Annotated in this window: 12 protein-coding genes, 1 tRNA gene and 1 pseudogene; 7 read left to right on the forward strand and 7 right to left on the reverse strand. The window is 54.7% G+C overall.

Features of this window, described 5'->3' with window-relative positions; all coding sequences use genetic code 11:
- Positions 1 to 12: 12 nt before the first annotated feature.
- The 4 genes from ACOYO3_RS07085 to ACOYO3_RS07100 are packed head-to-tail and all read right to left on the reverse strand — an operon-like array spanning position 13 to position 4,114.
- Positions 13 to 402, reverse strand: a complete 390-nt coding sequence (locus tag ACOYO3_RS07085; protein WP_002516797.1) for a DUF3054 domain-containing protein — start codon at positions 400 to 402, stop codon at positions 13 to 15.
- Positions 399 to 2,585 carry a YhgE/Pip domain-containing protein gene (locus ACOYO3_RS07090; protein ID WP_002517765.1) on the reverse strand — a complete coding sequence of 729 codons (2,187 nt, stop codon included), beginning with the start codon at positions 2,583 to 2,585 and terminating at the stop codon, positions 399 to 401. Before ACOYO3_RS07090 ends, ACOYO3_RS07085 begins: the two co-directional genes overlap by 4 nt.
- Positions 2,586 to 2,588: 3 nt before the next feature.
- Positions 2,589 to 3,494, reverse strand: a complete 906-nt coding sequence (locus tag ACOYO3_RS07095; RefSeq protein ID WP_002525644.1) for an ATP-binding cassette domain-containing protein — start codon at positions 3,492 to 3,494, stop codon at positions 2,589 to 2,591.
- Positions 3,494 to 4,114 (reverse strand): TetR/AcrR family transcriptional regulator, encoded by a 621-nt coding sequence (locus ACOYO3_RS07100; protein ID WP_002524050.1) that lies wholly within the window; start codon positions 4,112 to 4,114, stop codon positions 3,494 to 3,496. The genes ACOYO3_RS07095 and ACOYO3_RS07100 overlap by 1 nt, the downstream gene beginning before the upstream one ends.
- A gap of 146 nt (positions 4,115 to 4,260) precedes the next feature.
- Between ACOYO3_RS07100 and prcB the strand changes: the two genes are divergently transcribed.
- From prcB to ACOYO3_RS07135, 7 genes and pseudogenes are all read left to right on the forward strand, one after another.
- Positions 4,261 to 5,097 (forward strand): proteasome subunit beta, encoded by an 837-nt coding sequence (gene prcB / locus ACOYO3_RS07105; RefSeq protein ID WP_002516776.1) that lies wholly within the window; start codon positions 4,261 to 4,263, stop codon positions 5,095 to 5,097.
- Positions 5,097 to 5,684 (forward strand): annotated as a pseudogene (gene prcA / locus ACOYO3_RS07110) (proteasome subunit alpha); the annotation flags it as partial. The gene prcB and the pseudogene prcA, both read left to right, overlap by 1 nt.
- Positions 5,587 to 6,858, forward strand: a complete 1,272-nt coding sequence (locus tag ACOYO3_RS07115; protein ID WP_011183816.1) for a prephenate dehydrogenase — start codon at positions 5,587 to 5,589, stop codon at positions 6,856 to 6,858. The pseudogene prcA and the gene ACOYO3_RS07115, both read left to right, overlap by 98 nt.
- 62 nt (positions 6,859 to 6,920) lie before the next feature.
- Complete coding sequence (gene cmk, locus ACOYO3_RS07120; protein ID WP_002516760.1) at positions 6,921 to 7,592, forward strand: (d)CMP kinase; 672 nt, start codon at positions 6,921 to 6,923, stop codon at positions 7,590 to 7,592.
- 64 nt (positions 7,593 to 7,656) lie between these two features.
- Positions 7,657 to 9,027 (forward strand): ribosome biogenesis GTPase Der, encoded by a 1,371-nt coding sequence (gene der, locus ACOYO3_RS07125; protein WP_002517922.1) that lies wholly within the window; start codon positions 7,657 to 7,659, stop codon positions 9,025 to 9,027.
- A 63-nt stretch (positions 9,028 to 9,090) separates the two neighbouring features.
- Positions 9,091 to 9,167, forward strand: a tRNA-Pro gene (locus tag ACOYO3_RS07130).
- Between the two features lie 97 nt (positions 9,168 to 9,264).
- On the forward strand, positions 9,265 to 10,527 hold the full coding sequence (locus tag ACOYO3_RS07135; protein ID WP_002524940.1) for a tyrosine-type recombinase/integrase: 1,263 nt from the start codon (positions 9,265 to 9,267) through the stop codon (positions 10,525 to 10,527).
- On the opposite strand, the gene ACOYO3_RS07140 is transcribed toward ACOYO3_RS07135, so the two are convergent.
- The 3 genes from ACOYO3_RS07140 to ACOYO3_RS07150 all read right to left on the reverse strand — a co-directional run bounded on the left by ACOYO3_RS07140 (position 10,470) and on the right by ACOYO3_RS07150 (position 13,399).
- Positions 10,470 to 11,402 carry a hypothetical protein gene (locus ACOYO3_RS07140; protein WP_230619964.1) on the reverse strand — a complete coding sequence of 311 codons (933 nt, stop codon included), beginning with the start codon at positions 11,400 to 11,402 and terminating at the stop codon, positions 10,470 to 10,472. The two genes, ACOYO3_RS07135 and ACOYO3_RS07140, sit on opposite strands and share 58 nt — an antisense overlap.
- A 171-nt stretch (positions 11,403 to 11,573) precedes the next feature.
- Positions 11,574 to 12,941, reverse strand: coding sequence for an FtsK/SpoIIIE domain-containing protein (locus ACOYO3_RS07145; protein ID WP_230619966.1), 1,368 nt, complete (start codon positions 12,939 to 12,941; stop codon positions 11,574 to 11,576).
- Positions 12,942 to 13,063: 122 nt separating this feature from the next.
- Positions 13,064 to 13,399 (reverse strand): hypothetical protein, encoded by a 336-nt coding sequence (locus ACOYO3_RS07150; RefSeq protein WP_002524938.1) that lies wholly within the window; start codon positions 13,397 to 13,399, stop codon positions 13,064 to 13,066.
- Positions 13,400 to 14,015 lie beyond the last annotated feature (616 nt).

Consider the following 14,015-nt stretch of genomic DNA (forward strand, 5'->3'; position numbering starts at 1 on the left):
CTCCTTCTTTTGTCACGGGTGTTCTTTGCGTCGCATTGCTCGGATGGCTGCTGCTATGGCTCGCCAACCGACGAGGGTAAGAGCCAAGAAGCTTGCCGCGACGGTGACAAAAATCACCGCTACGCCTTGACCTGTGAAGTAGCGCACCACCATCCCGACGATGAGGGTGGATACCCACAGCACCACCCCAGCTAGCCACCGCAGAGCCGCGACACGCGCCGTTACAACGATGACCCATCCGACGACGAGACCCAGCACAAAGGGGGTGCCGGTTCGAAGCAAACCTCCCGGTGACAGTACCTCACCGTGGCTGGCCCTCCCCATCGTCGCGAAGAGAATCACGCAGACAACGTCAGCGACCAGCGCACGTCGTACCGATGGAGATGCCAATTCGTCATTCATCGCGGTCTGACCGAGAACGCGAAGTCTGCTGTAGAAGTCGAAGTGATCATCGGCGGGTGCAAGTCACGCATGCGGAACAGCTTGTGGCGGTGAACAAGAACCAAAGTGATGATCATCGAGATGACGAGGATACCGCCCTCAACAGCGAATCCAAGTGCCAGTGTCGACATCGGGCCACCTGAGATGAGCACACGGAAAGCATCAACGGAGTACTTCATCGGCATAACAACCGCCAGTTTCTGGTAGACGGGCGGCAGCATCGTCACGGGGAAGGTTCCGCCACAGGTGGGCAATTGGAGCACCAGAAGGATAAGGAAGATTGCCGTCTGGGGCGATCCAAAGATAAGCCTCATCCAGAACGCCAGCATCATCCACGACAGAGATGCCAATGTCACAAATCCAATGAAATACCAGGGATGAACAGGATCTAAGCCTAAGATAAGCCATACACCAAAGGCCATGATGTATGCACCGGCCAAGGCGATGACGGCTAGTGGACCGAAGCCAACCAGGGCAATCGACAGACTGTTCGCCCTACCAGTCATGGCGCGCCCGGAGAAGGTACGCACGACGAGGAAGGTCGAGATGCAGGCAATCCACATGGCGATCGAGAAGAACATCGGCGCCAGCCCACGACCGTAATACTTCGCGGAGTGAAGGATGGTCTGCTCAATGTCGACTGGGGAGCTCATGATATTGGCCAGGTTCGAACGCTTATCGTCCGACAGGCCGGGGATTTGCTTGGCACCAGAGTCGAGACCTCGATGGAGCTGAGTCGCGCCCTTGGACAGATTGTCCGAACCGGTCTTGAGCTGTCCCAGTCCATTGCTCAGCTGCATGACGCCGGATACGATCTGAGGAGCTTTCGCAGTAAAGGATCGACCAGCGTCAGTGGCATCATTGACGGCCTTATTAAGGTCCTTAGCGACTGAATCAGCGGTGTCCATGGCGCCGTTAATCGTTTCCAACCCGTTGTTGACTTGCTGCGCATCTTTGTTGAGCCGCCCCAGCGCCGCAGTGGCATTATTCGCTAGAGTGTCCGCATTCTGTTGGTTGAGGCTGAGGTTAAGGCCAGCCGACACATTCGCCACTGCTGCAATGTTGGACGACACGGTTGTGGTAGAACTCGCGGCGCCATTGATCTGTTTTACCAAGGCAATGTAATCAGGATCGCCGGCGAGTTCAGGGTGTTTCGCAGCAAGGGCAGTCGCCTTATTAACGACACCTGTGACGTCGTGTTGAATCTTAATGACAGAATCACCGTTGGGGTTCTGCAGGGTACCGGTCACTGACACGAGATTCCTGGCCTGTTTTTGCAAGGCAGGAAGATTCTTTGTCACGTTATTAATAAGCGGAACCATGGCTGAGTTGACAGCTTGGGAATCAGCCATGACATTTTGAGCAGCGCCGGTAATCGCCTGGGCACCCACGCGCGTCTGAGTAACGGCGCTCGACGTCTTTGCTGCCGCTGAGTCGGCATTCGCTAACGCAGAATTCACCTGGTTGACGGTAGTGGTGGAATCACCGACAGCCTTCGTTGCCCCCAACACCTTGTTGTTCATCTCGGTGACTCCAGCGTCAAGAGTCTTTAATCCATTATCGATCTGCGCAGATCCATCTGACGCTTTCGATAGCGATTGTTTGATGACACCCAGGTTGACGAAGAGCGCGTTGAAATACGTTTCAGAGACACTCTGGTCCAAGGCCTGTTCCAAGGCAGTCTGCACCTGAGAGGTCAACAGACCGATAATGAATCCGTTCGCGTCATCACGGTGAAGTTGGAGGGTCGCTCGCGCAGGCCTGAAGTCCCCCGCTGACACGATATTTGTCGAGAAATCCTCTGGTACCTCAATAATCATAAAGTACTCAGCGTCACGGAGCCCCTGATAGGCCTTATTTTCGTCAGTGCCCAAGAACTGCCAATCGAAACGCGGGTTTTTCTTCAGGGAGTTCTGAAACTCTTGACCGCCATTAACTGTACGTCCACCGAATGTAGCCGGCTTGTCATGGTTAACAACAGCGATCTTGACCTTGTTGGTGTTGGAGTACAGATCCCAGTTAGCGTGAAGATAAATACCACCATAGAGTAGCGGAATGATAAGGATAAAGATTAAACCGAGTTTGGAGCGTCCTTTAAAGCGCCGAAACTCGAACTGTACGAGCCTTATAAATCGAGTCAGCATGCGTTATCTCCGAGGGGAGTCATCGGGACAGTCATTTTCTGTCGAGGAGTTGTTGTCGGATATGTCATCGAGCGCGCTATAGATCTCTCGAGGGACGTCGGGCCGGATATTGTCTTTGCTCTCGAGGGAAATCCGTGTCACCTCGGGAGCTTCAGGGTCCTGGGAGTTGCCATCAGCATCCTTGTTAGTGTGGATATCCCTGACAGCATGGACACGGTTGTGAGCCGGCAGTTCCACATCCAGGGATCCCGGTGGTGCCATGTCGTCATCGACGGTGGCCGCAATAATCGTCGAGTCGTCGAGCTCAGTGAGTCTCGAAAATATCTCGAACAGCAATTTCTGCTGGTTATGCGGCACCATGACGTCCGCGTCGTCAATGACGATCACCTTGGTCTGTCTGAGCATGGCCAGGGCCACGGATGCGACGGCACGTTCAATGGCTTCAAGCTGCTCGAATTCGCAAGAGCGATCGATACGAAACCCGACAATCTCTTCGATCTGACGCACCCTGCTTTCAGCCTTCTTGAGGTTAACGGCATCAAGGTGACATCGCTCAGCGACAGATTCATTGAGAGTCAGACGATCTTCAGGCACAACGTAGTCACCGATTCGAGCTACAGAGGTTCGTTGGATAGCTCGGTAGGGCTCTGCCATGGCGTCGATACCGTCGATAATGAGGGTTCCCCTCGTTCGACGGAACCGTCCGCACAGTGCTAGCAGAAGCGCTGACTTGCCGGCCCCAGCAGGGCCGTGAATGACGGCCAGTTGTCGCGGCGCCAGGTCCATATCAAGGGGGCCAAAGATCATTCCCTTACGCCCTTGAGCATTCAGGTCGCGGGCGTAGAGCACCGCTCCCGAGGCGTCCTCGACGGCCTGGGCGTCGACCGAAGGACGTTTCGAGAAACGCATCACTGAAGAAACCCCCTGATTGCACGTTCGATGACATCGGTAATGACCTGGCGGTCAATAACTGCACTTGCCACAGAAAACTCCAAGGCAAGCACATTGACCAAACTGAGGACAACCACCGCGAGACTGCGTGGGTTGGCAGCGTCAGCGGACTCGATGTGGTCAAGGACACCGTACTGGGTCATCAACTCGGCCAGTTGGGCGATCCGCTGTGATTGGAGTTTCGAATAGGCTTTAGCGATCTCCGCGTCGCGACGAGCAAGGGCGCGGAACTCCGCGAGGATCACCTGCCACGGGGCATCCTCCAGAAGAATTTCCGTGAGCTTCTCACTAATATTACGCATGAGGTCGTCAGGACGTTCGCAACTGGACAGGATGGGGGACAGAGCGTCAACAAGATCCCTCTCCCCGTTAGTAAGGCGGGCAGCGCACACCTGACCAAACAGATCGGGCTTCGATCCGAAGTTGGAGTACACCGCCCCCTTGGTGAATCCGGCATCCGTGGCAATGCGTCGCAGACTGGCGCCGACATAGCCGTCCCGTTCAAAGTTGTGGGCGGCTGCGGCAAGTATTCTGCTTCTCACCTCATCGCGGTGAGGTCGTTCTACTGCGGCAGGCATCACAAGTTGTCGTCTTTCGAGGAATCCAGAACTAGATCGGTGGCGGTACCACCGGTATCGGATGCCAATGGTATCCGTCTCTAGGGTCCAGCCCAAATCGGTCGGCTAGGGTAGAAAACCCGAGTGTCGTCGTGACGAGGAGGGTCATGCCATTGTCGTTATCCGATCTCGATGGGGATTACCTCATGTCGAGTACGACCACCGATTCCTTCGCCGTGCTTCTACGGCGAGTCGCTCCTGAACTCTTACCCCCGACGACCGTCGACACCAGCGTTCCCGAACTGTTGAGGCACGGCAGAACTGTGCTGGCGATTCGCTACAACGGGGGAGTCGTCGTTGCCGCTGATCTGGGCTCCGCATTGGCAAGACGCCTCGGTCAGACCGACGTCGACCGTATTCTCGGCACCGACGACCGGTGCGTTATTGGCGTCGCCGGGGCAGCCGGCCTGGCAGGGGAGATGATTCGCCTGTTCCAAGCTGAGGTCGACCACCTCGAGAAGATTCAAGGACAGCGGATCAGCATGGATGGCTGCGCCGTCAGGCTGTCAAGTCTGGTGCGTTCTCATGGAACGATGATGGCTCAGGGGCTCGCCGTCACACCATTACTGGCAGGCTGGGATGAGTTGGCCCATCGCGGCCGGATCTTTTCCTACGACGGTACTGGCGGGCAAACTGAAGAACATTCCCATGCCTGTGTGGGGTCGGGAGCTCTGTTTGCAAGCGACGTTCTCAACGAAGACTACCGAACAGGGATGGATCGGGATGAATCCGTGGCGCTGGCTATCCGCGCCCTTGACACAGCTATCAGCGATGACAGCCCGTCGTCTCTGTCGGGACCTGATCTGTCGCGCGGCCTGTACCCGACAGTGGCATGTGTAGATTCCCATGGCGTGACCCGAATGCCCACCGAGGAGGTGGCGGTACTGACGAAACGGCTAGTCGACCAGGTCACCGCCGAATCTGATCGTGAGGAGGCCCAATGATGACGGTTCCAGCCTATGTTCCACCGAGTGAGTGGGTAACTGATCGTTCCACGTTTGTCTCAGATTCCATTCGCAATGGCGGCGACGGTATCGTCGTCGCTCGATGCGCCAACGGGATCGCGTTGTTAGCGCGTCAGTGCGGAGCCGACCTTCCTAAGGGCATGCGATCGGTCTCTGAAATCCACGATCGTCTAGCCTTCGCAGCCGTCGGTCTGTTTCACGAGGCAGACGAACTCCGAGTGGCCGGTATCCGCTTTGCCGACCTGCGCGCCTACGCCTACGGCCGCCTCGACGTCACCGGACGCAGCCTGGCCAGTATGTATGCGCGAATTATTGGCAAGACGTTTGCCCGCATCGACGTTAAGCCTTATCAAGTCCAGGTCACGGTCGCCGAGCTTGGCTTGGTCCCCTCGGAGGATCGCTTTTACACGATTGATTTCGACGGTTCTGTACGTGCCGGCACAGGCCCCATCCTGATGGGTGCAACCGGTGAGAACTCCCTCGACCTGCCCAATAACGCGCCGGTATCCGAGGTCGTGCGAGCTGCGGCACATGTCCTTGACGTTGAGCCCGCGAACCTTGAGGTGGGTTTGCTTAACCGCCACGCCTCGACGCGTCGTCACTTCCGACGTCTCGACGCCGCGACCGTGTTGGAGGCCGACGGTGACGGATCCTAATCGCGTCGAGCCGACGTTAACCGGACCGGTCCTTATCGTTGGTGTCGGCCTTATTGGGGCATCCATCGGTAAGGCCCTGATGCGGGAGGGAACCGATGTTCATCTGTGGGACATCGATCGCGATAATTCCCTCATTGCAGCCGGGCACGGAGCGGGCAGACTCGGTAACCTGGCTGACGATGCGTACCGGATGATCGTGATCGCGACCCCACCGGCCGTTGTCGCGCAGACGGTCGTTGAGCGGCTGACGCGACATCCCCAAGCCGTGGTCACCGACACCGCGTCAGTGAAGGGGGCTGTGTTGGCCGAGTTGACCACGCTGGCTACCGAGCACGAAATCGACATTTCCCGCTATGTGGGTTCCCACCCCATGGCCGGAACCCAGTGCACCGGCCCTCTGACAGCCTCCACCGAACTCTTCGTCGACCGCACCTGGGTGGTAGCCCCTCGCACCGACAACCGTTACGATGACGTTCAACAAGTCGTCGCTCTGGCCCGGGCCTGCGGTGCTCGGGTGGTGAGCATGGATGCCCACGAGCACGATCGAGCGGTCGCGGAGGTGTCTCACCTACCCCATCTCATGAGCATCCTCACTGCGGCAAATTTGCGCCGTGCTCGTCCTGAGCACCTGAGCCTCGCAGGGCCCGGCATTCGCGACGTCACCCGGATCGCTCGTTCCCAGACGACAATGTGGCGTCAGATCCTCAGTTCCAACTGTGTTGAGGTCCGCAGCCAGTTGGAAGCTATTCGTGACGACCTCGATGACTTGCTGTCTCGTCTTAACGATTCGGAACGCTTAGAAGAGTTCCTCAGCGTTGGTCAGGCCGGCGCCCGCAAGGTAGCAGGTAAGCATGGGCATCAGATGGTGGAGACGACTGCCGTCGTCGTCGAGATTCCGGACACCCCTGGTGCTTTGGCACGATTATTTGCTGACGTCGAAGCTGCTGGAATCAATATCGAAGACTTGTCGGTGGAACATAATCCAGCCCGTGAGACTGGTTTCTTGTCGATTGACGTTGCCCCGAGTCGTGCCGAACAGTTGACCGCGTCGATGCGCAATCACGGCTGGTCGGTACGATCCTGACACGTGTCGGTCGATGCCGATAGTCTCGCCCCGTCAGATCGCCATCGTAAAGCAGGCAGAACGTGTCAACCTCACCTCTCGTCATTGCCATCGACGGGCCCAGCGGGTCCGGCAAGTCGTCGACCTCTCGCGGGGTCGCGAACCGGCTCGGGCTAGCTCGCCTCGACACCGGATCGATGTACCGCGCGGTAGCTTGCCGCGTTGCTCATCTAGGTATTGATCCGACCACGAATCCACGTGATGCCATCAAGGTGGCTCAAAGCTGTCACCTAGAGATTGATACCTCAGCTATCGATGACCGCGTCGTAATCGATGGGGAAGATGTCACCAAGGAGATCCGAGACCCGCAAACCAGTGCGAAAGTGTCTGCGGTAGCAACGATTCAGCCGGTTCGTGATGCTCTAACTGCTCGCATGCGTCAAGTCGCAGCTGACCGTGGTCGTATCGTGATGGAAGGACGCGACATCACGACTGTGGTATGCCCCGACGCACAGGTTAGAGTGCTTCTCGTGGCTGACCCGGCCATTCGCGTCGCACGGCGTCAGGCTGAGTTGGGGGAAAAAGTCGATATGGCCCAGGTCATTGATTCGATCGTGCGTCGTGACCGGGACGATTCGACTGTGTCGACCTTTGAGGAGCCGGCTGAGGGGGTCACTGTGGTCGACTCCACCCACCTCAATTTGGATCAAGTCATCGACGCTGTCATTGATCTGGTGCCCGTCACGCTGCGCTGAGCAGTATTTTTCCTAGCGCCACACCGTGTACCGTGGTTTAGTCCCCTAGCAGGAGCGTGCCTTCATGTCTGACTCGCCCGAGTTTCGCAACGACCCCAGCGACGACATCGAGGAGGCTCTTCCCAAGCCTGTTGTTGCCGTCGTCGGTCGGCCCAATGTCGGTAAATCCACCCTCGTCAATCGCATCCTTGGCCGCAGAGCAGCTGTCGTACAGGATGTCCCGGGAGTGACCCGTGACCGAGTGTCTTATGACGCGGAGTGGTCTGGTCGCCAGTTCGTCCTCGTCGATACCGGCGGTTGGGCCTCCGATGCCTCTGGCATGGCGGCCATGATCGCCGAGCAGGCCGAATTGGCTATCTCAACTGCTGACGCCGTTCTCTTCGTCGTTGACGCGAACGTGGGCACCACCGACGAAGATGAGGCCGTCGTCCAGGTACTGAGGCAGTCTCGTAAGCCCGTCGTGGTAGCTGCCAACAAGGTCGACAATGCACGCGGCGAGTCTGAAGCAGCGACAATGTGGAACCTAGGACTGGGGGAGCCCCACCCCGTTTCCGCCATGCACGGACGCGGTTCAGGTGACCTTCTTGATGCGCTCATTGCGGTACTGCCGAAGGAGCAGGCTAGCTACGAGTCATCGGACGGACCGCGTCGGGTCGCCATTGTGGGCAAGCCGAATGTCGGCAAGTCGTCTCTTCTGAACCGTATAGCGCGTCAGAACCGCGTAGTCGTCTCGGATATTTCCGGGACGACGGTTGATCCCGTTGATGAGTTAGTCACCGTTGGTGGCACCGTCTATCAGTTCATTGACACCGCTGGTTTGCGCAAGAGGGTCAAGGAGGCCTCCGGGCACGAGTACTACGCTTCACTGCGCACCCAGGCTGCCATCGAGCGTGCCGAGGTCTGCGTGGTCGTCATTGATGCCTCGGAGTCGATCAGCGACCAGGACCTTCGCATCCTCACGATGGTCGAGAATGCGGGTCGGGCGATGGTCATCGCCTACAACAAGTGGGATTTGACCGATGAAGAGCGACGCCGCTATTTAGAGCGCGAGATCGAGCGCGACGTTCAGGCCTATTCGTGGGCGCCGCGGGTCAACATCTCTGCGCTCAACGGCCGGAATGTCGACAAGCTCGAGAAGGCTATTGAGACGGCCGCAGAAGGCTGGGAGATGCGCATTTCGACCGGCAAGCTCAACGCATTCCTTGGACGTCTTGCAGCTGCCCACCCACACCCGGTGCGGGGAGGGAAACAACCGAGGATCCTCTTCGGGACCCAAGCCCACAACTGTCCGCCGACGTTCGCCCTGTTCACATCGGGGGTATTCGACCAAGGATATGTGCGGTTCATCATCAGGCGGCTGCGTGAAGACTTCGGCTTCGCCGGTTCACCCGTCCATGTGGAGATCCGACCTCGGGCGAAGCGGCAGAGGAAGTGAACAGTTTTGTCGGCGGAACGGAAGTACGCTAATGTACTTCTTCGGGTCACCGAGTGATCCAAACGGGCTGTGGCGCAGTTTGGTAGCGCACTTGACTGGGGGTCAAGGGGTCGCAGGTTCAAATCCTGTCAGCCCGACCAGAGGCTGTTGAGCACGCAATGACGCGGGGCAGTGGGTCGCAGCAGGGGATGGTTGCGCCCAAAAAGGTGCCCAAAAAAGTTGTATACTGCTCCCCTCATGTATTACAGGGAAAGGTCAGTACGTACCTACAAAGACAAGACCTATATACGGGAGTACTGGACCGCAGAGAGCAGCTTTTACGACAAGAATGGCACCAAGCAGCGAGTACGCGGGCGAGGAGCCACCAGAGCAGAGGCAACAAAACGCCTGAACAAGAATCTTCGTCAGCGCATCGATGGCACCAGAACAGCCACTGGCCCACGAGGAGGACTCACACTCAATCAATGGGTAAACATCTGGCTAGCAACCAAGCAAGCCAGCGAGCAGATGAAGCCTCAAACGGCCCAGCAGCACAAGATCAGGTACAAGCAATGGATCGCACCCAAGCTCGGGAGTAGACCAGTAAAACGCCTCACAGCAGAAGAAATACAAGAGGTTATCGCCGCTGGAGCTCAACAAGGCCACGCCATTCCGGTCAACATCTTCAAGACCATGAATGCAGCCCTCAATAGTGCGGTGAAGGCGGGGGAAGTCGACCTCAACCCCATGAAGCAGCTCACCCCACCTCGACAGAGATCAGCAGCAGGGGAGAAGGACACAGCACACATCGAATATTGGTCGCGCATTATGGACAAGATGTGTAAATGGCTTGCACAGCCAGAATGCGAACTGCACGATCGGTACACACTGACCATTGCCATGCTTCTAGGGCTGAGACGCGCTGAACTCCTTGGACTCACATGGGATTGCTTCGATGAGTGCATGAACAAGCTCACCATCAAGCAACAGCTCATGAGGCAAAACGATGGATCCTACATTATCCAAAACAGCACCAAAACCGGCAAGAACCGCACCCTCATGCTTCCCGAGAGATGGAAAGAAGCATTCCTACTGCAGCGACAGAAAAGCCTTACAGCGGCAGCACCAGAGTGGAACAATCTCGTGTTTCTCACCCCTGCAGGTGGCCCCATTACGTACTCCATGTACAACAAGCTCTGGCGTAACACCATCGTCACCTACATGGCCAAAGAAGGGCAAGAATGGAAAGAAGAACAACACTATTGGCGGCCCCATACCTGCCGGAAGATGTGCGCCTCGTGGCTGGCATGGGGTGGAGTCGATATTCAAACAGCCATGAGCATTTTAGGCCATTCTTCAGAAGCAATGACGCTCTATTACACGATCATCAATGCGGATCAACAACGTAAGGCATTAGAAGGACTAAGCAACGTCTATGAGCATCACAATGTGTACAATGCAGATTACGAGGCAGAAGGAAACGGTACATTGACCAAACTCCGATCTGACTCCATTCGCTGATACGAGGTGAACCGCATGCACAACGCCCTCCACTGCTCAGGAGAGACACGGCGATAGTACGGCAGAGACTCCATCGGCAAGTTTGAAACGATCCAGACTTGCGTCCAGCAGGCCCACTTGTTGCGGTAACGTGCGTTCAGCTCCAGCTGGTATTTGTCCAACACCTGAAGAAGAAATTCAAAGGAAATTTGACCAGCAAACTCATCCAGAAGCAGCACCGACTGCCCCTCATAGTTATCCCACGGATACTTAAAATTCGAGACCCGATAGATATCTGTGAGATCGTAGTTCAAACCATGCAAAATCTTATATGTCTTGCCGACACGCGATGGACCATATAGATAATGGACTTCAAGAGCATCTCGATCCTCCAAGCCAAGATTCTTGAGACGAATAGTCTCTAGCGCCTCAATATATTTGAGAAACTGGGCATATCGGGGATCCTGAATAAGAGTACTGGCGGGAACGTTTTCCTTAAGCATCTTTTCACTAATCTCAGCAGATATATCTCTCTTCGTCCTAGGCAAACGATCCTTCAGCAACTCGTCCACATCCTTGCCAACAAATTTACCACCAGCAAGCAGAGAATGTCCAGGCACACGAGTATCAGATTTAGTGCAATACTTCAAACACTGCGACTTAGACTCACGCCGCGGTTCATAATGACCCCTAGGAAACTTGGAGCGCAGTGTCTCAAACTTGATTGCATTTTTGTTCTCAACATAGATCTGGAAATGCCGATAGCCACTCTCCTTACCAGATTCCAGTTGTCCAATGTAGTCATACGATCGCAGCTTGTCCTCAACGATGTCTCGAGAGTAGTATTCCTCAGGCAAGGTAAGCATCCAATCGCGGCAACGATCCGTAGTCATCATCACATCACACCCATCACATCAATTTGGTCACAAAAATAAAATAGTTGTGTCTCACGCAACTGTATCAAAAGCGGCTTCACAAGTCTTTAAAAGGCATTTCTGTATACCGTTGACACATGTCACAGAGCGCCTGTAATACTAGAGAAATCGGCGCTCTGAATACGCCGCCGGTCAGCATCGCTCCGCGAGTGCTTCCCCATGCCCTGCCAGAAAAGCGCGGAGCTTCTTTTCAGGGAAGTAGTAGGAGCGGATCATCTTCCTCGTGCCTCCTTCCGACTCAATTACTGCACCTCCTTTACGAGACGCAGGAATACTTGTTGCACGGGGAACATCGAGCTCATCGGGAACATAGCCCATGATGGCTCGTTCTGCTTCCGAGGTCGTTACACGCAAGGCGATACGCACATTTACATTGTCTCGAATGGCGGTGGGGATGGCATCGGCGGTAGGCTTCTGCGTAGCGAAGATTGTGAGCACACCGGCACTACGACCACGTTTCACTAAGTCTGTACATGCCCGTGTAATCTCTTGCCTAAGTTTTTTCTCTTCCTTATCGGTGATGCCACTCAGATCGAAAAGTGCCTGAGCTTCATCGATAACGATAAGCTTCATCTTCACACCTTTAGAGCGACGTTCAGAAGGGGCCACATTCCAAAAATTGCTCTCACCCAGAACAGCACCATTCGTTTTGACTCGCTTGTTCATCTCTTCAACCGTATTACGCAGCACGTCACGGACTTCGGTGAAATCCGTCGCCTCAGAAATAAACGTATCGACTCGTGATTCATAAGCAGAGAAGTCTTGTCCACCTTTACAGTCGATGACGGTCATCGAGACATCGTCGGTAGCAAGTGCATACGAGCCCAAAGCAGCATTCAGAAAAGCCGACTTTCCCGAACCGGGAACTCCACCAACCAGTACACCGGCAGTATCCTTAAGTTTCAAACGGAATGGATCTCCAAAAGCATCCTTGCCGATCTCAACACTCATATCTGTGAGGTCGAGTGGTTTGGGCTGGGTAATTTCTGTCGATGCATCAAGCGGATCATTCAAGATAAAGTGAATATTAAATAGACCACCACCCAGGTTCTCAGATCGAACTGACTGGGCATCGAGATCGGTCATGAAAGCCTTACACGAGTCAATGAGGCGCTGCGGAGCAAGACCGGGAATCATTTCATGACACGCAAGGACACACTCATCGGCACCGAAATACAATGCCACGTTATAAGTCGTGTCATCGTCATGGACAAGCCCCATACGCCGCAAAAATTTATTTCCGTTCTCAAGGGCCCTCACCTCGTATCGGTGTGCCCGAAACCTTTGCCAATCGTGAACAGCGAAGGAAAACCGCCGAGTCTGAGGAATAAAAATCGGAACGAGCAGCACAGCAATAGCCAAGAACTTGCCCCAGAAACCAGAAATAGCCTTCATCAACAATACAGCAGCGCATACCCACAGAATCGACAACCACGACCAGCGAATGAAACTGAAGATAGTTCGAACAACCCAGCCAATAGCCTGCCCGAGCAGATACATGAATGGATGCTCTTGCCGAGCCTGGACATCCTTACTCTCAAAATGCTCTTGAATTATAGACATTTTAAACCTCCACGAGGCGGACAGTGCTCAACACCATCCGCCCATCCAACAATCAACTGTCACTTAACTGAAACAAGACGAGTAGCCTCAATCGTCATACCCAATCGCCCGTTCATTGCGTAGGGCTTGATCCACACATCGCCGTCAAAGACATACCGAGCCATCGGATGAATCTCAGCAGGCTCCATTACAGCGATGAACGTGTTCTGCATCTCACGCTGACGATCCGTATCGTAGGCATGAACGTTGCGCACCGAATACAGTTGTTTCCCATCTTCAGATAGAACGTTCTTCCCGTCCTTCTGCTTGGGAGAATAGTCATCGGCTTTCATTCCAGCCAAAGACATAATAACCATGTGCTTATTTGCTTCATTTGCATCTACCCTAAACTTCATCTTTCTCACCTTTCCTACTTCTACACCAGCAGACCATCCACCAGCGCCATCAACCAATATCAGAAACACTTACAGAAACAACTACTCGTGCCTCCAAACACTTCTCTAAAACAACTACCTGTGACTCTCTGTAACAAGCAGAAGAGTTCAAACACTTTCGTAAATCTGTGGAAACTTACCGAAACTAGACGAAGCTTCCGGAAACTTCACACAGTTGATGAACTTCGCGAATTTGTTGACAATAACGAAATTTCACTCATTGATTACATGATTTCCACAATTGACGAAGATGTCTCAACGGCGGCTGGGCGAAGTCGATATGTGGCCAGGGGAGCCGAAATACTGTCTCATGTGTCTGATGGAGTAATTTTCGACAATTGTGTGAAACTTTTGGCACTTGAGTCATTGTCGTCATTGTCAACAGTTCGTGAAGCTGTCGGAAAGGTTGACGAAACAATGAAAACTTCCGGAAACCTTGATGAAATAACAAAAGTGTGCCGGAAGTGTTTGTTGTTGCACAGTCCAGCTTCCTCGATGATGGCACGGTCGGTGAAGAGAAAAAGACAAGCGCCCAAAAAAGTGCCCAAAAAGCATTCCAGCCAAGCATGCAACCGAT

Source organism: Cutibacterium sp. KBN10P07758 (assembly GCF_050286205.1).
GTDB lineage: Bacteria > Actinomycetota > Actinomycetes > Propionibacteriales > Propionibacteriaceae > Cutibacterium > Cutibacterium acnes.

What these genes read in the sequence shown, in the direction of transcription:
- ACOYO3_RS07085 (WP_002516797.1), bottom strand. Translation starts at nt 402, where the DNA reads ATGAATGACGAATTGGCATCTCCATCGGTACGACGTGCGCTGGTCGCT.
- ACOYO3_RS07090 (WP_002517765.1), bottom strand. Translation starts at nt 2,585, where the DNA reads ATGCTGACTCGATTTATAAGGCTCGTACAGTTCGAGTTTCGGCGCTTT.
- ACOYO3_RS07095 (WP_002525644.1), bottom strand. Translation starts at nt 3,494, where the DNA reads ATGCGTTTCTCGAAACGTCCTTCGGTCGACGCCCAGGCCGTCGAGGAC.
- ACOYO3_RS07100 (WP_002524050.1), bottom strand. Translation starts at nt 4,114, where the DNA reads ATGCCTGCCGCAGTAGAACGACCTCACCGCGATGAGGTGAGAAGCAGA.
- prcB (WP_002516776.1), top strand. Translation starts at nt 4,261, where the DNA reads ATGCCATTGTCGTTATCCGATCTCGATGGGGATTACCTCATGTCGAGT.
- der (WP_002517922.1), top strand. Translation starts at nt 7,657, where the DNA reads ATGTCTGACTCGCCCGAGTTTCGCAACGACCCCAGCGACGACATCGAG.
- ACOYO3_RS07135 (WP_002524940.1), top strand. Translation starts at nt 9,265, where the DNA reads ATGTATTACAGGGAAAGGTCAGTACGTACCTACAAAGACAAGACCTAT.
- ACOYO3_RS07140 (WP_230619964.1), bottom strand. Translation starts at nt 11,402, where the DNA reads ATGATGACTACGGATCGTTGCCGCGATTGGATGCTTACCTTGCCTGAG.
- ACOYO3_RS07145 (WP_230619966.1), bottom strand. Translation starts at nt 12,941, where the DNA reads ATGTATCTGCTCGGGCAGGCTATTGGCTGGGTTGTTCGAACTATCTTC.
- ACOYO3_RS07150 (WP_002524938.1), bottom strand. Translation starts at nt 13,399, where the DNA reads ATGAAGTTTAGGGTAGATGCAAATGAAGCAAATAAGCACATGGTTATT.